The sequence below is a fragment of the Oryzophilus luti genome, assembly GCF_059726245.1.
The window spans coordinates 1,249,272-1,271,270 of record NZ_AP040874.1 but is presented as its reverse complement, the minus strand read 5'-3'; the positions used below and the strand labels follow the sequence as shown (position 1 = coordinate 1,271,270).

The following is a 21,999-nucleotide window of genomic DNA, read 5'->3' as shown; positions in this document are numbered from 1 at the left end:
ATTCGCCGCCAATGGCGGCCAGAGGAGAGTTCCCGTGGCAAAGATCGCAAAGACAGCCGATCGTAAGAAGGTAATGGACACGTCGAAGAGCACTGACTGTCCGAAGTGTGGCAAGCCGACCCGCATTGTGAAGCGCGTGAAGGATCGCGAGCGCAATGTCCCGGGCGGAATCTACATTTCCTGCTCGGCCTGCGAATTCTACGAGAAGCTGTAACTCGCGCTGCCCACCACGCAGCCAATTCCTGCACCCGGCTCACACAGCCGGGTGTTGCTTTTGTAAGACAGTTTTCGATGAGTCAGTGGCTGCGCAGGAAGGCACGGCAACGTCGAACGAACAGGGGAGTCGCATGAGCCGCGAACAGGAAGCCGAAGAGATTCTGAAGTTGCAGCAGGCCGTTCTCTCACGGCTGGAGCAGTTGGGCTACGCCGACCACAACTCAGCCGTGCGCATCGCCCGTCACCTGGCAGAAATCTCCGTGCTCGGCCGCGCCTTCTCCGAGAACACGCTTCCGCTTCTGCTTGAGATGAATCCCGAGAGTCGCGACAGCCTGAGTCAACTGGCCGTCTCCATGAAGGTGGACCTGGAAGAGATTGGCGACGCCATTACCGACGTGGATGATGACCTGCGCAGCCTGATGGAGTTTCTGCGGCCAGCGCAGAGCGAAGGCTAAGCCTTTGCCATCTCCGCCAGAATCGCCTCTGCCGCCGCCGCCGGTTCTGCGGCGGCCGTGATCGGGCGACCCACCACCAGATGCGTCGCTCCAGACTTCAACGCCATCGCCGGCGTCACCACGCGCGCCTGATCTCCCACGGCGCTGCCTGCCGGACGGATTCCCGGCGTCACAATCGCAAAGCCCCGGCCAAACTCCTGCCGCAGCAGGGCCGCTTCCTGCGCCGAGGCAACCACGCCCCCGCATCCGGCCTTCAGGGCCAAATCCGCCAGCCGCAGCACCTGATCCTGAAGCGTTCCCTTGACCCCCACCTGATGCAGTGCCGCTTCATCCATGGAGGTCAGCACGGTCACGGCCAGCACAACCGGCTTGGCTTCGGTCTGCGCCGCAGATTCCGCCGCAGCCTTGAGCATGGCCATGCCTCCGCATCCGTGCACGGTCAGCATGCTTACGCCCAACGCCGAGGCGGAGCGAACGGCTCCGGCAACGGTGTTCGGGATGTCGTGGAATTTCAGGTCGAGAAAGACCTTCTTGCCTGCCTTTACCAACTCGCGCACCGGAGCGGGGCCTTCGGCGGTGAACAGTTGCTTGCCTATCTTGTAAAAGCTGACGCCATTTCCAATGGCATTTACAAGCGCCCGGGCCGGTTCGGCGCCGGAGACATCGAGGGCGACAATCAACTGTTGCTTCGGCATAATTTGGCACTCCTTGCGCAGGCTCTCCCCCGTGCGCTGTATGATAAAGAGACCCCAGAATTATAGCTGCAACGGCGGCGTGGGCTGTGCCCGGGGCATCCGAGAATTCAAACTGTTCCGAAGCCTTGGCGAAGCAAGGCCGGGCCACCCGAGACCGCAGTCGCAGCGGCGACAAAGGAGTTCTGCATTGAAGTGGGCTGTGCAGCCGATGCGGCAGATCGCCGGAAGTCCTGACTTCAGGCCCTTGCACATGCAGGCGCGTTTCCCTGTCTGGGTTGTGATCCTGCCGCTGGTGTTGCTCGTAACGCAGATCGGCGCCGGAACCCCGGTGCTGGTTGCCGCTTGCTTCACTTTTGCCGTTCTGTTCGGCCTGCTCTCCACCGTGGTGGGCGGAGGCCTGCGCAGTTTCGCAGGCATGCTGAACTTCCTGCTGATTGCGAAGTTCCTGCTTGTAGCACTGATTTTGAAAGCCTGGCTCTGGCAGCCGAGCGACCAGAATCTCTGGGCTCCCCGCGAAACATCAACCATCCTGGCACTTGGGTTTGCCGGGGTTCTGGTTGGAACCGTGTTTTACAGAGTCCTGCCATTTCCCCCCATCCAGATTGTGCGCTTCCCTGATACTCCCGCCTTCTTGAAGGCGCTGGCGTTTGTGGTGGTTCCATTCGGCATCCTGGGCCCGCTCCTGATGCTGATGGCCTCGCAAGTCGATCTGCAACGGTCCTATGCGCAGAAGGTCATCTGGTTGTTGACAGGTAACATCACGTGGCTAGCGCTTCCGTTGCTGATGCTCTATCTCTGGCGTTCGCAGAACCGCCGCTTCCTGACGCATCCGCTTGTGCTGACCCTGCTCGCCATGCAGGAGATACGTGGTCTGGCCGACGCCTCAAAGCAGGGCATTATGCAGCCTGTGGCCAGCTATGTCCTTATCGCAGGACTTCGCTACGGGTTCCGGAAGAAGGTGTTCTGGGCGCTCGCAGCTCCGATTCTCATCGTCTACATCGGGTTTGTTTACCCGTTTGCTCAAATCGGCCGAGGTGAGGGACTGCGCGAGGGAACCATCGTGGAGAGGGCCCGGGCCGGGCAGGAGGTCGCGGAAAAGGTGCTGACGGACAGCAACTACCGCGAGAAGGCCTATCGAGTCGGCGGAGAAACTTCAGGCCAGACGATCACAACCTACTGGGGAATCGGCCGCTTTGAGTCACTCACCCGCTTCGCCATGGTGGGAGAAGCGGACCGCCTGATCGCGATGGCTCCGTATGGGCCGCACGAGGGCAAATACGTGATCCTCTACGGTCTTGCCAATGCAACCCCCCGGTTTCTGCTGCACGATAAGCCGGATCTCGGCCTGGGAAACTACTTTGGCCAGGTGTCGCGCGATGCCAACGCCTCGGACGACACGACACAGCTGTCGTTCGGCTTCATGGCAACACTTTATTCCGCTATGGGGCTGTTTGCTGTCTTCCTAGGCAGCGTTCTGGTTACATTCCTGCTGTTTATGACGATGAAGATCTGGTTTGGGAATCCTCGCTTCTCGCGGGCGGCCTCAACCTCGCTGATGCTCTACCTTGTCATCGTGCTCACCAATCATCACTCCTACGCGGAATCTCCCTTTACGCAGGTCTTCAACGTCCTGTGGCCAGCCAGCATATTGGGACTGCAGATTGCCGCCCACTTTGTGCAGCAGTTCCTGCCGCGCGTTCCAGACGAAGCGTAGCCCGTCGTTCCGGAGTTTCCGCGGCGTGCTGCGGAAACCTCACCCAGCGGAATGCGAGCCTGTGTACCTATCGCTGTTTTTGGGCGGAAAGGGTGCCGAGGCTGGGGAATTGTCAGTTCGCGGCCGGCTTACGCCTGCTTGGGGCAGGGAGGCGTGGCCGTTGAAAGCGGATTGAGTTCGGAATTCCGGAGCTTGGCAAGGCCCTGCTGGATGAACTGGGCGGAAAGTATCCGTCCGACGCGTATACAGGGACGCTCAACCGCAATGAACAGCAGAGATGCCAGCGCAATGCTAAGCACGTAAGTGCCAGCTACAATCGGAATCCAACTTGTCACACCGCGCGGAAGCAATATCTTCTCTACCGCGTTCAGAACCAGCACATGAACCAGATAAACAGCGTAGCTCCGCCGGCCAATGTAGACCAATGGGCTAAGCGAGAGGACGCGCCGCATCCATCCGTCGTGCAGTACGACGTGCGCGACCAGCAGCGCAATGCTGGCTGAAAAGAGCAGGATGAATCGCGCAGGAAGCCGATGTGCCAGCAAATAGTAGGAGGCCGCTACCAGAACGAGCACCAATGATGGCCGCAGGGCGCTCAGAATGGACTGGGCAGTTCGCCACCCTGCCTGATGGGAAAGCGCAACAGCCAGCAGTGCTCCAAGGAAAAGCCCGCCGTAAGACCGGCAGTAGAGCGCCGGAAGCACGAGCAACCCGCTCGCCAGAACAAGCAGCCAGGTGGTCCGTTTGCGAGTGAATGGATAGGCAAGGCCGAGGAGCATCGGCCACAAGAGGTAGAACTTTTCTTCAATCCCCAGGGTCCAGGCGTGGCCGAAGATCGTGCCGCTGGACAGGGGGCGGTATTCGGGCGTGAAGGTCAAGAGGTAAGGCAGGGCTTCTTTGAATTGCTGAACTTTCGTGTGGTCGTGCGCCAGAATGATCGCTGGCACATAAAGGGCTATCGCCACCAGATAAATGGGGACAATGCGAAAGAACCGGCGTGTGTAGAAGGCCTTGAACGAGATTTGGCCATTGTTTGCTCGTTCGCGAAGCAGGATGGTGGAGATCAGGAACCCGCTCAGAACAAAAAAGACATCGACTCCGAGCTTCCCGATGATCCAACGGGGAACCTGTACGTGTACATGGTTGAAGATGACCAGTAGAACGCAAATAGCCCGCAATCCGTCCAGAGCTGGAAAGTACTTTTCATTCCAGAACCGGCGTATGGGGAGTTCCTCGGCCTCTGTGTTCCCTTGGTTACCCGTTGACACCTGCTGTCCGTCCCGCCATTCCTCTAGTTTCTCTTAGCGTACTGAACATGCCAGAAGCTTGGCAAGGCTGGGTGGACTTTGGGGAAGAATCACGAGGAAGGCTTTTGGACCGGGGCGGGGGCAGTTGCCCCGGTCTGCCTTGTCACTGGAAGCGGGCCTCTCGGCCGGCCTCCGTCTGGCTAACGGATGTTAGGTTGGGAGTTGGCGGAGAGACTTGCGACCTCCACCTGCTGATCGGCCAGAGCTACAACATCCAGCCGTACCTTTGCCACTCCGTGTTCCTTCAGGCCAATTTTCTGCGCGGCCTTATAGGAGAGGTCGATGATGCGTCCCGGCGTGACCGGTCCGCGATCGTTAATCCGCACCACCACCGATTGGTCGTTCTTGAGGTTGGTGACGCGCACCCAAGTCCCCAGGGGGAGCTTGAGGTGGGCAGCGGTAAAGCCATACATATCATAGCTTTCCCCGCTAGCGGTTGATTTCCCGTGGAAGAGCGCGCCGTACCAGGAGGCTCGGCCTACCTGATAGGGCCGCTGCGGCTTCTTTGGGGACGTCGTTTCTGGCCCCTTGATGGCCACCAGACGGGGAGCCGGGATGGTTTCCGGAACCCTGTGTCCGGGTGCCGCCCCCAAGCTGCATGTCAAAAGCAACAGCAGCGTTGGCTGGGTCAGTACTCGTCGCATTCAGTACACCTCGTGTTGGTGGTCCGGGCCGGTACCGCTGGCCGCAGACTCGGATTGTTGCCCCCGTTACACTGAATGTGCCCGGGGTTCTCCCCAGGCACTTCTGAAATTCTAAAGACCATGCCCGGCCGGGTCAACCCTTCATCAAATTTTCTTAAAAAAGTTCTTGTCAGAATTCGCAAAGTATGATTATCGAAGCCTTCGGCAAAGCAGGGCAGATTCGCGCGGAAGCGGCATGGGACGCTCCCCCAATGCTGGCGCGGTACGCACGGTGCCCCCTCTGCGGAAGCCGCATTCGGCGCGGCGCAGGAAGCCATCGCACGTGTGTACCCCGCTCCGAGTGCGGCCGTCCCCGCCCTCCTTTGCCGGAGTGGGCGAAAACTCCCACTGCGTGACACTTGACGCTTGGCAACCAACTGAAAAACAATAAGTTACCGCGTCTGTCCGCCGTGCTTGGCAGCCCGCATCGAAGGGAGTAAGGTTCCGCTATGTCCGCCTCTAACGCGCATGTTGCGCCGCCCGTGGTGCTCACCATTGCCGGGTTCGACCCCTCGTCCGGGGCTGGCGTTACCGCTGACCTGAAGACAATGGCTGCCCACGGCTGCTATGGCGTTTCGGTCATTACCGCCCTGACCGTGCAGAACACGCAGGGAGTCTTTGCCGTGCAGCCCGTGGATCCTGCCTTGGTCGTGGAGAGCCTGCGTCGGTTGGCCGAGGATTTTCCGATCTCCGCCGTGAAGGTGGGCATGCTGGGAAACGGGCAGATCGCCCAGGTGGTGGCCGAAAGCCTCGACGCACTCCAGCTCCCGAACGTGGTGGTGGACCCGATCATGTGGTCGTCGAGCGGTGCGGAGCTGCTCGATGAGCAGGGCCGGGAGGTTGTGCGCGATACCCTCATGCCCCTGGCAACCATTGTGACGCCAAACGCCCTGGAGGCGATGGCGCTGACCGGCGACGACATTCGGGGCCTCGACAGCATGGAAGCCCCGGCGGCAAAGATTCTGGCGGCTGGTGCGCGCGCTGTGGTCATCACCGGCGGCGATTTGGAGCGTCCAGACGACCTGCTGGTGCGGGGCCGGGAAGATGGCTCCATCCGCTCGCTGCGGCTGGTTGGTGAGCGTGTGGAGACCCATGCCACCCACGGCACCGGCTGCGCCTTCTCGACCTCCATTGCCTGCCTGCTGGCCCGTGGGGTGGCCTTGGAGCAGGCAGTGCGCGAGGCCAAGCGTTACGTGGAGCGCGCCATGGAACTCGCTCCGAAGCTCGGCCACGGCAAAGGGCCGCTGGAGCACCTTTGGACGCTGGAATAGCGTCTGCCCAATTTCGACCTGCAACGGAAAACGGCAGCCCCGGGGCTGCCGTTGAACTTTCTGCCTGCCGGAAGGCTACTTGCGGCGGGTGGTGCCACCCACTCCGAGCTTGTGCAGCCGGTCGCGGGCCTGCATGGCCTCGTTCGTCTTGGGGTAGCGGTTGATGAGAGCGTTCAACTCGCGGACACCGGCGTCGCGCTGGCCCAGTTCGAGCAGTGCATAGCCCTTCTTAAGCTGCGCGGCCGGGGCCTTGTTGCCGCCAGGGAACTGCTCCAGCACCTTGTCGAAGTCCTTTACCGCGCCCTCGAAGTTGCCCTGCTTGTATTCGATGTCGGCCACGTAGTACTGGGCGTTCCCGGCCAGGTCGGTGGTCGGGTAGTACTTCATGTAGTCGGCGAACTGCTGCATGGACAGGTCATAACGGCCGGCGGTGTAGTCGCGCAGGGCGTTGTCATAGAGCGTGCCCGGCGGCGGAGCCTGCGTCTGCGCGGCAGGTGCGCCGTTGGCGGCGTTGGCACCGGCAGCCGCCGCAGCGGCATTGGCCGGAATGTTCTGCTGCTGGTTCTGCAGGTCGTCAAGCTGCTTGCTGACCTTGGCCAGGCGCGCCTTCAACTCATCGATGGAGTCGTTCAGCGTCTGGATCTGGCCGCTCACCTGGTCGACCTTGGCCGCCGAATCCGTGTTCTGCGAGGCCAGGGTCTTCTGCAGGCCGTTGATGGAGGCCGAGAGCTTGTTGACCGTGTCGGTATCCTGCTCGATGAGGTTGCGCATTACGCCCATGCGCTCATCGAAAGCCTGCTGCATCTTCGCCATATTGTCGGCGAGCATCTGCACCTGCGTCTGAAGCTGAACCATGTCCCGGTTAGCGGCGAAAAGGGGAGTCGTCGGGGTGGTCAGCAGCGCGCCCAGCGTCAGCACTGCGATTGTCTTTTGTAGTCTCATAGCGGTTCCAATGTAATGCCCGGAAGTGATGTACAGCGCCGGTGTTATATCCGGAACCGGCGGCAGCTGCCCAAAAGAGCCTTTCGCACGGGAGGCTCAAAAATTGTAACGCAGTTTCTGGGCAAAGGTTTCGGGGCGCCCCACAGGACGCCCCGAATAAGTTAACAGCCTGACTACTTCTTGTACGCGAAGTGGCCGCGGCGGTTCTGCGCCCAGCACGCTTCGGTGCTCTCGCTGCAGATCGGCTTCAGCTTGCCATAGCTGATGGTGTTCATCGAGTTGGTGACACCGGCAGCCGCCATGGCATCCTTCACGGAGTTGGCGCGGTTGGTGCCCAGCGCCAGGTTGTAGTCTTCCGAGCCGCGCTCGTCGCAGTGGCCTTCAATGGTGAAGGTGATCGACGGATGCGACTTCAGGAACGCGGCGTTGGCGGCAACCACCGACTTGGCGGTTTCGTCCAGCGCGGCGCTGTCATAGGCAAAGTGAACGTCCTTGATGCTGGACGCAAACAGCTCCTCTTCGCTCGGGCCCTGGGCGACCGGTGCCGGCGGTACCGGCTTCGGGTTCACCGTGATGCGGACGGACGAATCGGTGCTCCCACCCTCACCCTTGGCGACCACGCGGTAGGTGGTCGAGGCGGCCGGGGTCACGGTCTTGGAGCCGTTGGGCTCAACCGTGCCGATGCCGTCAATGCTGACGCTGGTGGCGTTCGAGGTCTGCCAGCTCAAGGTAACCGAGTCACCCTCGGTGATGGCCGTGCGGTCAGCCGAGATCAAAGCGGTCGGGGCTGGCGCTGGCGGAGGCGGTGTCGGCGGGGCCGGAACGGCCTTCTTCTTACAGCCGGCAACAAATAACAACGCGGCGAACAGCGCCACAAAAACCAGGTACTTCATGCGAAATTGCTTCACCCTATCCTCCATTGCGAGAAAACTCACGATGCCGGTGATCTGCGTCCTCGCAAGCGGCGCGACCACCTGAACACACCCAAACAAAACTCATGTCCACGTTGCGCGAACTACTTCCAGCTCCAGTTCGGCTGCATGTTCGCGCCGTTGGTGGTCAACTGCTTCTGCTGGCTCCCATCAGCCAGCATCGACCAGATTTCTTCCCGTCCGGAGCGGGTGGATTGAAACACGATGTGACGCCCGTCTGGCGACCAGGAAGGAAAATCATTGCGTCCGCCGTCGTGGGTCAACTGCACCCACTTGCGGCTGGCTACATCCATAATATAGATATCCTGCGCTCCCGGCGCACCCGGACCGTAGTGGCGAATCCAGGCAAAGGCCAGAAACTGCCCATTTGGGGACCACGATGGCGAAACGGCATAGCCCTCGTTGGTCACACGCGCCAGGTTCGAGCCATCGGCATCCATCACGTAAATCTGCGGTAAGCCCGTGCGTCCGCTGACGAACGCAATCTGGTTGTTCGTCTTCGGATTCCACGATGGCGAAGAGTCCGGGCCCTTGCCGTTGGTGAGCTGGCGCGCACCGCCACCGCTGGCATCGCTCACCCAGATGTTGGGGAAGCCGCGCCGCGAGGATGAGAAGGCCAGGCGTCCGCCGTCGCTCGACCACGCCGGCGTAATGGTGTCACCGCCCATGTGCGGGAAGTTCACCAGCCGCTTCAGTTCCAGCGAGTACATCAGGATGTTCAGCCCGCCCTTGGCGTAGGAGGCAAAGGCAATGCGGGAATTGTCCGGCGAGATGCGCGGCTGCAGCGAGATGGAATGCAGTTGGAACAGCGGCGCCTGATTGGCTCCGTCATAGTCCATCGACCAGATTTCGCGGCTGCCCGTGCGCGTGCTGGAGAAGTAGATGCGCGACTCGGCAATGCCGTTCAGTCCGCCGCCGAGGCGGAAGATGATCTCGTTGGCAAAGCGGTGCGCGATGATGCGCGCGTTCTCATCGGTGGCGGCCTCGCGGTAGAGTTTGGCCAGAACCTGCGGGTTCTGCGGATTGCGCACGTCAAACAGCCACCCGGCCACGCTCAACTGACCGCCGGAGGCCGACAGGTTGCCGAAAGCCAGCATGGCCGTGTTCGGCGGCGGCGTTGCCCAGGCCTGCAGCTTCACGTCCGCAGGCGAAGCAATGTTGCCGAGCGGGTAGAAGCTCTTGGACACCATGTCGAAGATGCCCGCCTGTTGCAGGTCATTCCACAGCACCACGTTGAATGTGTTGCGCAGCACAAGCGTCTGCGGATCGGAAGGCGCGGCAAAGTCAGCCGCAGCCACGCGAATCCGCTCCACGCCGAGGCCGGTGCCGGTGCGGATCCAATCCTGCGCCAAGGCAGGAAGGCTTGAAATCAGAAGAACGATGGTGAGTACAGCCCCAGTGTGTTTGCCCGTTTTCACTTCGCCACTCCGGTGCACTTGATCTCCAGACCTCTATCGGTCGAACCAAAATTCAACGGACACCCTGCTGCCGCCGTAATCGCCGGGCAGGGGGCCGAAGGTATCGATGCGTTGCAAAGCCCGTAGCGCCGAAGTGTCCAGCGCCGGGATGTTGCTGCTCTGTGACAGCCGTATGTTCGTGGGCGCGCCGGAGCGCGTGATATCGAACGTGATATAAACCCTACGTTTATTGGACGAGCCTGGCCCCGCTTCGTACTCAAACCAATTTTGCGAAACCTTGCGGCGCACGTTGTCCACGTACCAGGCATAGCGGCTGCCGAAGTCTCCGCCGGCGCCGCCCATGCTGAAGCCGCCCTTGAATCCGTTGGTGTTGAAGACCCCATAGGGGCCGCTGACCGGGCCGCCCTGGCCGAAGGGAATGCGATTGTCCTGCGGTGGCGGAGGCGTCTGCCGCTGGGGCAGACGCTGCGGCTGCTGCGCGGTCGCCGTCTGAATCGGCTTCTTCTGCGGCTGCGTCTCGATCTTGGTTGGCTTGGGCTTCTGCTCGCGCGCATTGCGCGAGGGAATCTTGATGGCGTCGTCGGGAGCCTTCTGCTCCTCGACGGGCTGCGACTCCGTCATGCCTTTGCTCTCAACGGCCATGACGTTGGTGCCCTTGGGATTGGCGGGCAGGGGAATATTGCTGACCAGCGTGGCGCTCATCGCCTCGCCGCCGCCAATTTCACTGCCGCCCCAGCTGTCTCCGCGATGGTCAATCCAGGCCGGGGCCAGGATGATCACAGCGGCCAGCGCGGCATGCCCGATCAGGCTTGCCGTGAAGGGCGCGCGCAGCGAATCCTTACTTTCGTAAATGTCAGCGCTGAGAGCCATTCGTCCCCTGATCGATGGGTTGCGTGACGATGCTCACGTTGGTAATGCCAGTCTGCTTGACCGCGTCCATGACGGTGGCGAAGGCGCCGAAGGGCACGTTCTCATCGCTGCGGATGAAGACCGACTGCCCCTGCGGGTCGCGGATTTTGCCGCGGATGCGGTCGCCGACCTCGTTGATGTTGATCTGGTCGTTGCCGAGGAAGACGTTCTGGTCCTTATCAATGGTGATGACCAGCCGCTCTTCGGTGATTTCCTTCACCGTCTTCGTCTTGGGCACGTTCACTTCAATGCCCGACTGAAGAATCGGCGCGGTGACCATGAACATGATGAGCAGCACAAGCACGACGTCGACGAACGGCGTGACGTTGATCTCCGCCAGCGACGTCTGTGTGCGGCCCTGTTGATTCGTAAAGGCCATGCTGCTCTCCGCTACCGCTGGTCGTACCCGTTGCCGTTGGTGCGCTGGTCCACGCCGCGCTCGATGTTGTTCAACAACTCGAGGCTGAAGTCGTCCATGCGCGCGCCAAACTGGCGGATCTCATTCAAGAAATAGTTGTAGGCAATGACGGCCGGAACGGCGGCAAACAGGCCGGCGGCGGTCGTAATCAGGGCTTCCGAAATGCCCGGTGCCACGGCGCGCAGGCTGGCGCCACTGGCGGAGCCGAGTCCGTGGAAGGCGTCGATGATGCCCCAGACGGTGCCGAACAGTCCGACGAACGGCGAGACCGAGCCGGTGGTTGCCAGCCATGACAGGCGCGACTCCAGCCGGGAAAGCTCCTCGCTGGCCGCAATCTGCGTGGCGCGCTGCACATTGGCCACCTTGGGCATGCCGTTCTGCCGGCGAAGCTCTTCCACCGCGCCGTCAAATACCGGCACCAGCGGGCTGGGCTTGAACTGCTCGCTGACCGCGGCGATTTCCTGCATGCGGCCGCTGCGGCGGAACGCCTTGACGAAACGCGCGCTCTGCACCCTGGCGCGCCGGAACAGGCTCCATTTGGAGGCGATGATGGTCCAGGAGAAAAGGCTGAACAACAGCAGCAGCACCAGGACCAGCTTGGCGACCAGACCGGTCTGCGTTATCAGATCGCTGATCTCAGAGCCAATGGCAAAAGCCAGAACTGAAGAAAAAGTCATTCTTGTGTCTCGAATCTGCGCCGGAGGACTGTTCCACACGACAGTTGCGGCGCGCTACGTTTCATTATAAGCACCATGCGCCGTGCATCGCGACCCGGGTAGCCGCGGAATTAACACTCTTTCACCTGCGCGGAACATCCGGCCATTTTTGCGCGTATCAACGGTTCGATGCCGTAGGTGTGCGCGTTTCCGCCCACCCCGGTCGGCGCATCGACCGCATGCGCGCGCGGGTTGTACACTGTCGGCCACGTACTTCTGTTTGCGAAAGGGAAGATCGATGAAGCAACTCGCTCGACTCCTGCCTGCCATTCTGGCGTGCACGCTGGCGGCTTCCGCCCAAAGCGCCGCACCGGCAGAGAAGCATCCGCTGCAAGCCTTGCCGTATTCTCCGAGCCTCGACGTTACCTCCATGGACCGCACCGCCGACCCCTGCACCGACTTTTATCAGTACGTCTGCGGCGGCTGGATGAAGAAAAATCCGATTCCGCCGGACCAGACCGGGTGGAGCGTCTACGGCAAGCTGACCGATGAAAACGAGCAATTCCTCTGGGGCATTCTGGAGGACTCCGCCAAGCCGCAGGCCAGCCGCACACCCGTGCAGAAGAAGATCGGCGATTTCTACGCCGCCTGCATGGACGAGCCGAAGATTGAGAAGCTCGGCTCCGAACCGTTGAAGCCGCAGTTGAAGGCCATCGCCGCCATCAAGACCACGAAGGACCTTGTGCCGTATCTCGCCTCTCGCAACCTGGAAGCCTGGTACTACGGCGGGCCGCTGTTCGTCGCCGGTAGCGATCAGGACTTCGGCAATGCCGAACAGGTCATTGCGAGCATTGGCGGCGGTGGGCTAGGGCTGCCCGACCGCGATTACTACACCAAGACCGATGCCAAGTCGGTGGAGATCCGCCAGAAGTACGTTGAGCACATTGCGAAGATGTTCGGACTGCTGGGCGAGTCGGAAGCGCAGGCCAAGGCCGATGCGGAGAACGTGCTGCGCTTTGAGACCGAACTGGCCAAGGCCACGCTGACGCGCGTGGAAAAGCGCGACCCCTACAACCTCTACCACAAGATGAGCGTGGCCGAGTTGCAGAAGATCACGCCCGATCTCGACTGGAAGGCCTATTTCGCGGCCTCAAAGTTTCCGGCCTTCGAGCAGGTGAACGTGGACCAGCCGAAGTTCTTTGCCGAGGTTGAGACGCTTCTGAAGTCGGAGAAGATCGAGACCTGGCGCACCTATCTGCGCTGGCAGCTTGTGCGTTCGCGCGCGCAGTATCTGTCGAGCGCCTTCGTAAATGAGAACTTTGCGTTCTATCGCAAATATCTGCGGGGCGCGCAGGAACTGGCTCCGCGCTGGAAGCGTTGCGTGCAGTACACCGACCACAACCTGGGCGAGGCGCTCGGGCAGGAGTTTGTCCGCCGCACCTTTACCGAGGACACCAAGCAGCGCACCCTGCTGATGACCAAGCAGATTGAAGATGCCATGGAGCAGGAGATCAAGCTGCTGCCGTGGATGACCGACGCGACCAAGGTGCAGGCCGAGGCCAAGCTGAAGGGCATCCGCAACAAAATCGGCTACCCCGACAAGTGGCGCGACTATTCTTCGGTCGAAGTGACGCGCAAAGATTTTCTGGGGAACGTGGTGCGCGCCACCCGGTTCGAAACCAAGCGCCAGATCGACAAGATTGGCAAGCCGGTGGACCGCACCGAGTGGGGCATGACGCCGCCGACCGTCAACGCCTACTACAACCCACAGATGAATGACATCAACTTCCCGGCCGGCGTGCTGCAGCCGCCTTTGTTTGACCCGAAGCTCGACGACGCTCCGAACTACGGCAACACCGGCGGCACCATCGGCCACGAGCTGACCCACGGCTTCGACGATGAAGGCCGCCAGTTCGACGCCACGGGCAACCTCAAGGACTGGTGGACGAAGAAGGACGCCGAGGCCTTTGAGGAGCAGATCAACTGCGTCCGCGACCAGTACGCGCAGTACGTGATCGTCGACGACATCAAGATCAACAGCAAGCTGACGAGCGGTGAAGACGTAGCCGACCTTGGTGGAACCTACCTCGCCTATCTGGCGTGGAAGGAGCAGACGAAGAACCAGAAGCTGGAGCCGGTCGAGGGCTTCACGCCGGAGCAGCGCTTCTTCATTGGCTATTCGCAGTGGGCCTGCGAGAACGAGCGTCCGGAAAACCTGCGCGTTTCTGCCATGACCAACCCGCACTCGCCTGGCCGGTATCGCGTCAACGGCATTGTCAGCAACATGCCGGAGTTTGCCACGGCCTTCCAGTGCAAAGCGGGGCAACCAATGGTGCGTCCCAAGCCTTGCAAGGTGTGGTAGACTCCCTGTGTTCGTAGCACTTAAGTCGTAATAATTCCCCACGCATGCCGAATCATGCGCGGCATGCGTGGGGATGATTGTTTTGCGTCGGGACACAGCCTTTGTAACCCGTGCGGTTGCCTTCCCCTTCGCCTCTATTCACCTGAACGCGGGCCTCACAAGCCCGAGGTGTAACCGTGGAGTCGATTATGAGAAAAGGTTATCTGCTATTGGGTTTCATTGCGTCTTGTTTTGTTCTCTGCATGTCCGGTTGTTCTGCATTCAACTTCAATCAAAAACCTATTGGGCTGGCCCTCACTCCGTATTCGCGCGTGCAGCGCTATATGGCTCCCGGCGAGCGCATTGACTTCAAGGCCGTGGTGGCCAATGACTCGAAGAATGCCGGAGTCCGCTGGACGCTCTCTCCGGCAGGCTGCGGCAGCCTGAGCAATGAAAGCTCGACCGGCGTCAGCTTCCAGGCTCCTGCCACTTCACTGCATGAAAGCTGTACGGCCACCATCACGGAAACTTCCATCACCGATCCAAGCAAGTCCTATGCAACCACCGTCATCCTTCCTGCGATTCAGGTGGCGTTCACTCCTGAGCGGGACCCGGGGCTTATGCCCGGAACCTCCCTGGATCTGCAGGCGGCGACGTCGTATGACACAGGCAAGGGCGGCGTGACCTGGAGGCTGGATTCAAAGGACTGCGGCAAGATTTCCAAGGCAACGGAGAAGGGCGTCACCTTCACCGCACCGGCTTCGCCGTCCGCGCTCTGTACGGCACAGATCGTTGCCACCTCCATTAGCGACCCGAGCAAATCAAACGTCTTCAGCGTCTCGGTGTTGCCCAAGACGCCGACGGCTGTTCGCAGCCTTGAGGACACCCCCATGGCGAAGGGCGTAATGCGCGGTGACGGTCCGCTCTAGACTGCGGCTGATTTGCGCACGCGCTGCTGAAGCCTCCGGCAGGTTGTATTAACGAGCAGCAGCAGAAGAAAGAGCCCCATCTCTGCGAAAGCGGATGGGGTCCTTCTGTTTCCAGATGACGGAACGCTCTATTTCAGGCCTTCAATTTCCTCGATCAAGCGCTGCTCAAGGCTGTTGACGGCCTGCCGGCGCTGCGTGTTGTTTCCCTGGTACGGACTGAACGCAAGGTTGCCGCGCACTCGGATGCGCTTGTTGTAAAGCTCTTTGCCGTCGGCATCCTGAAAGATGAGCTGGCAATCGACCGTGCTGCGGCCCGCTCCCATGCCGACCAGGAAGCGTTTGGCGGCTGAGCCGGACGTGAATTCATTGAGCACAATGTGCGCTCGGATGGGGGCCTCGCCGATCTGTATATCCGCATAGCGAAGGGAATTCTTCAGGCTGTCGGCGACCTGGTTCGCGGCGTGTTCTTCCTTTACCTGATCCGGGTTGGGCACAACGGTTGCCTCCACCTGAACCAGCTTCACGCCGGCGAGGACTTTTGGCGTGGCGCCCTTTTTCGTCTCTTCCTGCTTGCCTTCCTTCTGAGCGAGGGCGACTGCGATCAGCGCGAAGAGACAGAGCCCGACTGCCAGAGTTCGTTTCAGATTGAGTCGCATGGAATCCTCCTCTCCGGGCCGCAGACTCTATTTCCGCTGCCACGGGGCGTCTAGGACGGTTCTCACCGGAGGGTGTGACGAGTTGGAAGAGTCCGGTACATCAGCTTCGCCAGCAATTTCCTCTAGGATTCAGGAGGTTGGGCGATGGAATGGCGAAAGTCATGCACCGTTCCACCGGTTGGTGTGCTATTCTCACGGCGAATCCCGCATTGAGAGTGCTTAGGTGCTGCGCGAATTAAGGGTCGAAAACTACGCCGTCATCGATAATGTCGCCGTGCAATTTGGCCCGGGCCTGAACCTGCTGACGGGTGAGACCGGCGCTGGCAAATCCATTCTGATTGACGCCTTAGGATTGCTGCTGGGCGATAAGGCCAACACGGATGTCATCCGTCATGGTGCCGACAAGGCCGTGGTCAGCGCCGTATTTGAGACCGATGCCGCCTCGCTCGACCCGCTGTTGGAAGAGAATGGGCTGGATGGTGTGGGCATGGAGATCATCCTGCGCCGCGAATTGCTGGCCAACGGCAAGGGGCGCGTCTTCGTCAACAACCAGCCGGCCACGGTGAAGGTGCTGCGCCAGCTCGCGCCGGTGCTGGGCATCATCCACGCACAGAATGAGTCTCTGGTGGCCTTTGACGCCGCCGCCCGCCTGGAACTGCTCGACCTGGCCGCCGGGCACGACCTCGCGCCGGTCGCCACGGCCTACACGGCTTGGTCGGAGATCCGTGCCCGCATCGACGATCTTCAGCAGGGCGAGCAGGACAAGATGCGGCTCGTTGATCTGTGGAGCTTCCAGCTCAAGGAAATTGACGCGGCCCACCCAGAGCCAGGTGAAGACGAAAAGTTGACGGCGGAAAAGCGTGTGCTCGCCAACTCCGAGCGTCTGTTCTCCTCGGCGCAGAGCGCGCATGACGTCCTCTATGAAAATGCAGGTTCCGCTCTGGCCAGCCTGCGCCTGGCCATGAAGCACGTCGAGGACCTGTCGCGCTTTGACGAGAAGTTCCGCGAGACCGTGCAGCAGCTTGATACCGCCCGCATCACGCTCGAGGACGTGAGCGACACTCTGCGCGACTACGCCGACACCATCGACGCCTCGCCCGAGCGCCTTGCCGAGGTGGAGGATCGCTTGGCCGCGCTCGACCGCCTGCGCCGCAAGTACGGCCAATCCATCGACGACGTGATGCACTACGCCGACGAGCTGCGCCGCAAGCTCAACGAGGTGGAGAACAAGGATGAAATTCTGAAGGGGCTGCGGCTGCAGCAGGACAAGCTGGCTGCGCAGTACCTGGAGCAGGCGCGCGCGCTTAGCCGCAAGCGCTACGAGGCGGCCCGCAAGCTGGAGAAGACCGTCGAGGCCGAGATCAACGACCTCTCGATGAAGGTGCGCTTCCACATTGAGGTGGCTGGCTCGGACGAGCCGGAGAACTGGACGGCCTCGGGCTTTGACCGCGTGGCCTACCTTATTTCCACCAACGCCGGGCAGCCCCTGGGGCCGATCGAGGAGATCGCCTCGGGCGGCGAAATGTCGCGCGTGATGCTGGCGCTCAAGGCCAGCGTCGAGGCCGGACGCACGAAGAAGGCTGCCGACACGCAGCGCACGCTGGTCTTCGACGAAATCGATATCGGCATTGGCGGCCGCGCGGCCGACTCCGTCGGCAAGAAGCTGAAGGCGCTCTCTCGCAACAAGCAGGTCGTCTGCATCACCCACCTGCCGCAAATCGCCAGCTTTGCCGACCAGCACTTCCTCATCGAGAAGCACGAGGCGGCAGGGAAGACGCGCACCACCGTGCGTCCGCTGGACGCCTACGAGCGCCGCCATGAACTGGCCCGCATGCTCAGCGGCGCCAAGGTTACCGAAGCCTCACTCAAGAACGCCGAACAGTTGCTCAAGGCCGGAGCCTCGGCGAGAGAGTAGCCTCCACGCACATATTGCGCGGAGGTGGGGCGTTCTCTCGATGCAAGCCCACAGCCCCGCGCAAGCCAAAAGAAGGCTTGAACGTGACATCTGCGCTACGCTCAGGCCGTATCTGCCGCGCCTTTCGTTCATTTTGTCCACAATTCATTCGCGTTGAACGCTTGCGGCGATTAGTCTGTTGCGCGTAGGGCGCGGAGCTCCCACATTTGCGAACACCGCGCAAATGTGGGCCACCCGCCGGAAATCGCAAAGAAGATACACGATCTAACTGGAAACGAAGGAGATGGTAAGGGGATGCCCCTGCTCACGTGTGCTCACGCCGTCTCAGAAGTGTTAAATGGTACAGGGCCGTTTAAGGGCCTTGGCAACTATTACCGGCCGGAAGCGCTCGCCCGACGCCGTCGACAAATGCTCGCTAATCAGGGGAACTAGAAATGTCGAAATCGGCGTATTTCTTGGTGTCATGTTGCATATCTGGTTTGGTGTTTGCGTTTGCCTATTTGATGTTTCCTTATTTCAAGATCAAGATCGCCATTGGCGACGGCAAGCTTAATCACTACTTTGAGGTCGTTTTTCTTGTGGTGCTGGTCTTACTCTTCCTGTCCATATCCTGGTTTCGATATCGTACCGCAGGCGGAGTTACAAACCTGCTTATGAGCGGATTGCTCGGCTGCTTGTTTGGCTATGGGGCCGCAGTAATTGCCTATGCTGCTACAATCGCACATTTCCATGCTCGCATTAATGCCGCGTGGTTTCTTGGCGATCCCATGAATACGTTGCGGATCGCTGTGCTGATGGCGTTACGTCCGTTTTGGCTAATCGGCAGCCTCATGATGCTAGGTCAGGCCCTATTTGCCTCGATCATAAGCAAAGCGGGAAAAATTCATATGCTTGGGCATAGTGCGTGAGAGATGCCGAAAACGATACGGAGGTACTAACGCGGCAGGAGCCCCACGTCTCCAACGGTGAAAAAGGGCTGGTGGCCCACAGTTGGCGTATTTCCAACTGTGGGGAGGAGAGTTGGCTCTGAGTTGGCGCTGCTCCAACGCAGGGGGCGGCGGATACAGCAACGGCCCCACACTTGCGAACAGCGCGCAAGTATGGGCCACACGCCTGCCCTATAGGTAGGCAAATATCATGACTGTATGTGTGCGGACAGGAGTCCTACGTGGCGTTGCGGGAATCGTATACGCCTGCACGGCATTGTGCCTGAGTGCGTGGGGTTCAGATCTGACATTCCTCGCCACGGAGTCGATGAAGGATGTGTCAATTTACGTGCATCTTCTGGACGTCGTGGCATGGCTGTTTCTGAGTGCGGCCATCCTCCAGATGATTTTGCCAAAGGTCGGGAGAATTGCCGGTGGTATTGCCTGCGTCACCACGTTCCCCGTGTGGGTGGAAGTCGTCATCAGTCAGCGAGCAAATATTCTATACGGCCAGTATTATGACAAGCCATACATAGTCAGTGGATTCGCGTTGACAGTATTCTCTCTCGCCGTCTCGCTTTGCCGGACAGGTGTCGGCTCGATTCGGAGATGAGTAATCTGCTCTCCTGTCTCTGGCCTGCTTTGGCATGGCATTCCGTTGCGGCATGTCCGCTCAGCGGGCTTGCAAGCTGGCACATTTAAGGAGCGCGAAGTGGAAGACAATCTGTTCAAGGCGAGATTCGAGGGGCAGTATCGTGCGAAGTATGCTGGCGCGGAGCCAGCCGGGTTCACGGCCCTTGACTTCGTCGGAGCGCTCGGGTCTGTGGGAAATGCGCTTCTGTATACAAGGCTGTTTTGGCCCGAATTCATCGAGGTTGAGGGCATGGTATTCCTTCAGGATCTTGCAGAGGACCTGGGAGGGCCGGGCGCGATACGGAAGCTGCGTGAGAATCTTGGCGGTAGGCAACTCCTCGAGAAGAGCGTCAACAACTTCGACGTCAACCTCAACTTCCCAAATCATCCAGAAGAGAACGCCGAAGGGGATGATCTACTCCTCGCAAACCAATTAGCAAACATGTGGAGTGTGCGATTGCAGCAGCTATATCCGGACCGGAGGTTTCGCGTTGAGGTCAATGACGACAGTGGCTCACCGTGTGTGTCTTTCTTCGAGGATGTTTAGACGAGTGGCCCGTTCCAGCCCTCATTGGCAGCGATGTTGGAGTGCAGATTGAGTCGAAGTGGACGGTTCGTGCAAGAGAACGTGAAGCGCACTGAAGCACAGCCCCAGAGTTGGAACTGCGCCAACTCTGCGCCACAGGCCGGGGGGCACGTGGTTGGTGACACTATCGGTCACCGCTTCGCCTATACCGTACCCATCGGGAATGGTCTCCTTCATCAACACAAACACTGGGGTTCTCGGTGGAGGTAAGAAGTGAGTGCCAATGGTTTCATGGACGCAATGGCGGCGGTGTACGGGCTACTTAGCGGCTGTCTGGCTCTGCTTGGTGGCGGGTACTGTCTGAGAGGTGTTCTCACATATGAAGTAAAGGCTTCGACACTAGTAATTCGAGCTTTTAGCGTCGACGTTCAACAGATTCCGCTAGCGTGCATAGAACGCATCGAAGTCGTTCCTTTTGTAGCATTGATTCCACTTAGTCATTCATTTCGGTTCGATGCTTTTTTTTCTTGGAAATGGTGTGCATATAGGAAAAGGGTCGTTTTGATAAAGAGGCAGGATGGGATATTGAAACAGATCATAGTTAGTCCCGCAGAGCCCGAACTATTCGTCGATTCTGTGATAAATGCTTGCGCTGGCACTCGGATCGACGAGACGAAATAAGTTATGCAATTGAAAGCACTCGTTGCTGAAACGTCGGATTATCGCGGCGGGTGGCACACCCTTTCAGAAGCGAAGTTTTGGGGGTGCCCCATCCTTCTCGCGAAGCGAGAGGGTGGGGCAGTTCGAATGTCTGATGAATAGAGAATGAAGACTGCACACACAACTCGTGCCTCCTGGCAGAACCAGCTGATGGGCACGCCTACGACGTCATTCACCTACGACCGCAACGGCAACATGCTGACGAAGACGACCACTGCGGGAACGGCCAGCTACTCCTGAGACTACGAGAACCCGTTGGTGTCTGGCACCAATTGGGGGTGCCGAACGGGGCGCTTAGGCCACATTTCAGGCCCTCCTACCTGATAAAATCATTCCTAGAAAACCTCTCGGACCGAACGTGGCGGGGCGGGCAGCCTTGCCGGACGAGGTTTTTCTCGGTCTGGATCGAATTCGCGGAAGGCTTTGTGCTTAGCAGCCGGTGACGACGCCCGGCGGCAAGGCTGGGCGCAGAGCAGCCCCGAAGTGAATCCCACAGCTTGCGACCGGTACCCGTAGCGGAGGAAGCGTCTCCGTTGGAGGGCGGTTTTGCACCGGAAACTGGCAAAACCTACCCCTTCTATGAGTTGGAGTCGCGCCGGTGCTCTGCTTCGGTTACTCTAGATTTGGGTGATGGGTGCGCGGGGAGAACTGCGTCCGGACCCGAGCGGGGTTTGCGTGGGTCGCGGCCAACGCCTTCCCCTTACGCCTGTTGAGCAGGCGCGGAACCGGATGAGGCCGCGCTGGAGAGAGATGAGCGAAACGACGAACGCCAAGACGATTCTTCTGTTGAAGCCGCGTGGCTTCTGCGCCGGGGTGGTGCGCGCCATTGACATTGTGAAGATTGCCCTCGAAGCCTTCGGGGCGCCAATCTACGTGCGCAAGGAGATTGTGCACAACAAGTTCGTGGTGGAAGAGCTGCAGGGCAAGGGCGCCATCTTTGTCGACGAACTGGATGAAGTGCCCTCGGGCGAGCGCGTCATTTACAGCGCGCATGGCGTGGCTCCGTCCGTGCGGGATGCCGCCAAGCAGCGCGGGCTGCGCGTCATCGACGCCACCTGCCCGCTGGTCACAAAGGTTCACGTGGAAGCCGTGCGCTTTGCCAAGGAAGGCTCCTCGCTGATCCTGATCGGCCACCTGAACCATGACGAGATTATCGGCACGCTGGGCGAAGCTCCGGCGGTCACGCAGGTGGTCAGCAACGCCGAGCAGGTTGCGACGCTGGAAGTGCCGGACCCGAACCGTGTGGCCTACCTGACGCAGACAACGCTCAGCCTGGACGAATCGCGCGACATTATTGAGGCGCTGAAGAAGAAGTTCCCGAACATCCGCGGGCCGCACGCGCAGGATATCTGCTACGCCACGGAGAACCGCCAGACAGCGGTGAAGAAGGTCTCCAAGGAGGCCGACCTGGTGCTGGTGGTGGGCTCGCCCAACAGCTCGAACTCAAACCGGCTGGTGGAAGTCTCTCGCAACCTGAATACGCAGGGCTACCTTATCGACAGCTTCAAGGATATTGACGCCGAGTGGCTGAAGGGCATCAAGACGGTCGCACTGACCGCGGGTGCCTCGGCCCCGGAACATCTGGTGCAGGAGGCCGTCGATTTCCTCCGCCAGCATGGGTTTGAAAACGTCGAAGAGGTAGAGGTCATGCCCGAACATGTGCGCTTTGCGCTTCCGCCGGAGATTGTGGAAGCCATTGGCAGCGCTCCGCGGGGTTAACGCCGCTTGACCGGCGAC

21 protein-coding genes are annotated in these 21,999 nt (G+C 60.2%); 11 read left to right on the top strand and 10 right to left on the bottom strand.

All coding sequences use genetic code 11. The features are described 5' to 3' along the window. Positions 1-34 precede the first annotated feature (34 nt). Positions 35-214 (top strand): Rcat domain-containing protein, encoded by a 180-nt coding sequence (locus AC6IZO_RS05585; RefSeq protein ID WP_497808824.1) that lies wholly within the window; start codon positions 35-37, stop codon positions 212-214. A gap of 133 nt (positions 215-347) precedes the next feature. Continuing rightward, on the top strand, positions 348-671 hold the full coding sequence (locus AC6IZO_RS05580) for a hypothetical protein (RefSeq protein ID WP_497808822.1): 324 nt from the start codon (positions 348-350) through the stop codon (positions 669-671). Here AC6IZO_RS05580 and pyrF read toward each other — a convergent pair. After that, positions 668-1,366, bottom strand: a complete 699-nt coding sequence (gene pyrF / locus AC6IZO_RS05575) for an orotidine-5'-phosphate decarboxylase (RefSeq protein WP_497808820.1) — start codon at positions 1,364-1,366, stop codon at positions 668-670. The genes AC6IZO_RS05580 and pyrF overlap by 4 nt on opposite strands. A gap of 187 nt (positions 1,367-1,553) precedes the next feature. On the opposite strand from pyrF, the gene AC6IZO_RS05570 reads away from it, so the two are divergent. Beyond that, positions 1,554-3,080 (top strand): hypothetical protein, encoded by a 1,527-nt coding sequence (locus tag AC6IZO_RS05570; protein WP_497808818.1) that lies wholly within the window; start codon positions 1,554-1,556, stop codon positions 3,078-3,080. Positions 3,081-3,208: 128 nt separating this feature from the next. On the opposite strand, the gene AC6IZO_RS05565 is transcribed toward AC6IZO_RS05570, so the two are convergent. Together AC6IZO_RS05565 and AC6IZO_RS05560 are read right to left on the bottom strand one after the other, a co-directional pair. Continuing rightward, positions 3,209-4,348 carry an acyltransferase family protein gene (locus AC6IZO_RS05565; RefSeq protein ID WP_497808816.1) on the bottom strand — a complete coding sequence of 380 codons (1,140 nt, stop codon included), beginning with the start codon at positions 4,346-4,348 and terminating at the stop codon, positions 3,209-3,211. A gap of 179 nt (positions 4,349-4,527) precedes the next feature. After that, positions 4,528-5,031: a septal ring lytic transglycosylase RlpA family protein gene (locus tag AC6IZO_RS05560; RefSeq protein ID WP_497808814.1), complete on the bottom strand. Its 504-nt coding sequence runs from the start codon at positions 5,029-5,031 to the stop codon at positions 4,528-4,530. A 488-nt stretch (positions 5,032-5,519) separates the two neighbouring features. On the opposite strand from AC6IZO_RS05560, the gene thiD reads away from it, so the two are divergent. After that, positions 5,520-6,341 carry a bifunctional hydroxymethylpyrimidine kinase/phosphomethylpyrimidine kinase gene (thiD, locus tag AC6IZO_RS05555; RefSeq protein WP_497808812.1) on the top strand — a complete coding sequence of 274 codons (822 nt, stop codon included), beginning with the start codon at positions 5,520-5,522 and terminating at the stop codon, positions 6,339-6,341. A gap of 75 nt (positions 6,342-6,416) precedes the next feature. On the opposite strand, the gene ybgF is transcribed toward thiD, so the two are convergent. The 6 genes from ybgF to AC6IZO_RS05525 form a co-directional block, all read right to left on the bottom strand. Continuing rightward, positions 6,417-7,283: a tol-pal system protein YbgF gene (gene ybgF, locus AC6IZO_RS05550; RefSeq protein WP_497808810.1), complete on the bottom strand. Its 867-nt coding sequence runs from the start codon at positions 7,281-7,283 to the stop codon at positions 6,417-6,419. Positions 7,284-7,456: 173 nt separating this feature from the next. Continuing rightward, on the bottom strand, positions 7,457-8,191 hold the full coding sequence (locus AC6IZO_RS05545) for an OmpA family protein (protein ID WP_497808808.1): 735 nt from the start codon (positions 8,189-8,191) through the stop codon (positions 7,457-7,459). A 107-nt stretch (positions 8,192-8,298) separates the two neighbouring features. Next, positions 8,299-9,567 carry a DPP IV N-terminal domain-containing protein gene (locus AC6IZO_RS05540; RefSeq protein ID WP_497808806.1) on the bottom strand — a complete coding sequence of 423 codons (1,269 nt, stop codon included), beginning with the start codon at positions 9,565-9,567 and terminating at the stop codon, positions 8,299-8,301. A 99-nt stretch (positions 9,568-9,666) separates the two neighbouring features. After that, positions 9,667-10,503, bottom strand: coding sequence for an energy transducer TonB (locus tag AC6IZO_RS05535; RefSeq protein ID WP_497808804.1), 837 nt, complete (start codon positions 10,501-10,503; stop codon positions 9,667-9,669). Next, the gene (locus tag AC6IZO_RS05530; RefSeq protein WP_497808802.1) at positions 10,487-10,921 is read right to left on the bottom strand and encodes an ExbD/TolR family protein; all 435 of its coding nucleotides are present in this window, start codon (positions 10,919-10,921) and stop codon (positions 10,487-10,489) included. Before AC6IZO_RS05530 ends, AC6IZO_RS05535 begins: the two co-directional genes overlap by 17 nt. An 11-nt stretch (positions 10,922-10,932) precedes the next feature. Then, entirely contained in the window at positions 10,933-11,637 is a 705-nt protein-coding gene (locus tag AC6IZO_RS05525; RefSeq protein WP_497808800.1) for a MotA/TolQ/ExbB proton channel family protein, read from the bottom strand. A gap of 277 nt (positions 11,638-11,914) precedes the next feature. Between AC6IZO_RS05525 and AC6IZO_RS05520 the strand changes: the two genes are divergently transcribed. Together AC6IZO_RS05520 and AC6IZO_RS05515 are read left to right on the top strand one after the other, a co-directional pair. Beyond that, the gene (locus AC6IZO_RS05520) at positions 11,915-13,978 is read left to right on the top strand and encodes a M13 family metallopeptidase (protein ID WP_497808798.1); all 2,064 of its coding nucleotides are present in this window, start codon (positions 11,915-11,917) and stop codon (positions 13,976-13,978) included. A gap of 242 nt (positions 13,979-14,220) precedes the next feature. After that, on the top strand, positions 14,221-14,886 hold the full coding sequence (locus AC6IZO_RS05515) for a hypothetical protein (RefSeq protein WP_497808796.1): 666 nt from the start codon (positions 14,221-14,223) through the stop codon (positions 14,884-14,886). A 128-nt stretch (positions 14,887-15,014) separates the two neighbouring features. Here the strand turns inward: AC6IZO_RS05515 and AC6IZO_RS05510 are convergent, their stop codons facing one another. Beyond that, positions 15,015-15,542 carry a DUF4410 domain-containing protein gene (locus tag AC6IZO_RS05510; protein ID WP_497808794.1) on the bottom strand — a complete coding sequence of 176 codons (528 nt, stop codon included), beginning with the start codon at positions 15,540-15,542 and terminating at the stop codon, positions 15,015-15,017. A 223-nt stretch (positions 15,543-15,765) separates the two neighbouring features. Here AC6IZO_RS05510 and recN point away from each other — a divergent pair, with 223 nt between their 5' ends. The 5 genes from recN to AC6IZO_RS05485 all read left to right on the top strand — a co-directional run bounded on the left by recN (position 15,766) and on the right by AC6IZO_RS05485 (position 21,981). After that, positions 15,766-17,457, top strand: coding sequence for a DNA repair protein RecN (recN, locus tag AC6IZO_RS05505; RefSeq protein WP_497808792.1), 1,692 nt, complete (start codon positions 15,766-15,768; stop codon positions 17,455-17,457). A 434-nt stretch (positions 17,458-17,891) separates the two neighbouring features. Beyond that, complete coding sequence (locus tag AC6IZO_RS05500; RefSeq protein WP_497808790.1) at positions 17,892-18,365, top strand: hypothetical protein; 474 nt, start codon at positions 17,892-17,894, stop codon at positions 18,363-18,365. A gap of 730 nt (positions 18,366-19,095) precedes the next feature. Next, a complete protein-coding gene (locus AC6IZO_RS05495; protein WP_497808788.1) occupies positions 19,096-19,563 on the top strand; it encodes a hypothetical protein in 468 nt (155 codons plus the stop codon). 804 nt (positions 19,564-20,367) lie between these two features. Then, the gene (locus AC6IZO_RS05490) at positions 20,368-20,502 is read left to right on the top strand and encodes a hypothetical protein (RefSeq protein WP_497808786.1); all 135 of its coding nucleotides are present in this window, start codon (positions 20,368-20,370) and stop codon (positions 20,500-20,502) included. A gap of 510 nt (positions 20,503-21,012) precedes the next feature. Then, the gene (locus AC6IZO_RS05485; protein ID WP_497808784.1) at positions 21,013-21,981 is read left to right on the top strand and encodes a 4-hydroxy-3-methylbut-2-enyl diphosphate reductase; all 969 of its coding nucleotides are present in this window, start codon (positions 21,013-21,015) and stop codon (positions 21,979-21,981) included. Positions 21,982-21,999: the final 18 nt, after the last annotated feature.

What these genes read in the sequence shown, in the direction of transcription:
- pyrF (WP_497808820.1), bottom strand. Translation starts at nt 1,366, where the DNA reads ATGCCGAAGCAACAGTTGATTGTCGCCCTCGATGTCTCCGGCGCCGAA.
- AC6IZO_RS05580 (WP_497808822.1), top strand. Translation starts at nt 348, where the DNA reads ATGAGCCGCGAACAGGAAGCCGAAGAGATTCTGAAGTTGCAGCAGGCC.
- AC6IZO_RS05560 (WP_497808814.1), bottom strand. Translation starts at nt 5,031, where the DNA reads ATGCGACGAGTACTGACCCAGCCAACGCTGCTGTTGCTTTTGACATGC.
- AC6IZO_RS05530 (WP_497808802.1), bottom strand. Translation starts at nt 10,921, where the DNA reads ATGGCCTTTACGAATCAACAGGGCCGCACACAGACGTCGCTGGCGGAG.
- ybgF (WP_497808810.1), bottom strand. Translation starts at nt 7,283, where the DNA reads ATGAGACTACAAAAGACAATCGCAGTGCTGACGCTGGGCGCGCTGCTG.
- AC6IZO_RS05490 (WP_497808786.1), top strand. Translation starts at nt 20,368, where the DNA reads ATGAAGACTGCACACACAACTCGTGCCTCCTGGCAGAACCAGCTGATG.
- thiD (WP_497808812.1), top strand. Translation starts at nt 5,520, where the DNA reads ATGTCCGCCTCTAACGCGCATGTTGCGCCGCCCGTGGTGCTCACCATT.
- AC6IZO_RS05535 (WP_497808804.1), bottom strand. Translation starts at nt 10,503, where the DNA reads ATGGCTCTCAGCGCTGACATTTACGAAAGTAAGGATTCGCTGCGCGCG.
- AC6IZO_RS05510 (WP_497808794.1), bottom strand. Translation starts at nt 15,542, where the DNA reads ATGCGACTCAATCTGAAACGAACTCTGGCAGTCGGGCTCTGTCTCTTC.
- AC6IZO_RS05515 (WP_497808796.1), top strand. Translation starts at nt 14,221, where the DNA reads ATGTCCGGTTGTTCTGCATTCAACTTCAATCAAAAACCTATTGGGCTG.
- AC6IZO_RS05485 (WP_497808784.1), top strand. Translation starts at nt 21,013, where the DNA reads ATGAGCGAAACGACGAACGCCAAGACGATTCTTCTGTTGAAGCCGCGT.
- AC6IZO_RS05520 (WP_497808798.1), top strand. Translation starts at nt 11,915, where the DNA reads ATGAAGCAACTCGCTCGACTCCTGCCTGCCATTCTGGCGTGCACGCTG.
- AC6IZO_RS05500 (WP_497808790.1), top strand. Translation starts at nt 17,892, where the DNA reads ATGTCGAAATCGGCGTATTTCTTGGTGTCATGTTGCATATCTGGTTTG.
- AC6IZO_RS05525 (WP_497808800.1), bottom strand. Translation starts at nt 11,637, where the DNA reads ATGACTTTTTCTTCAGTTCTGGCTTTTGCCATTGGCTCTGAGATCAGC.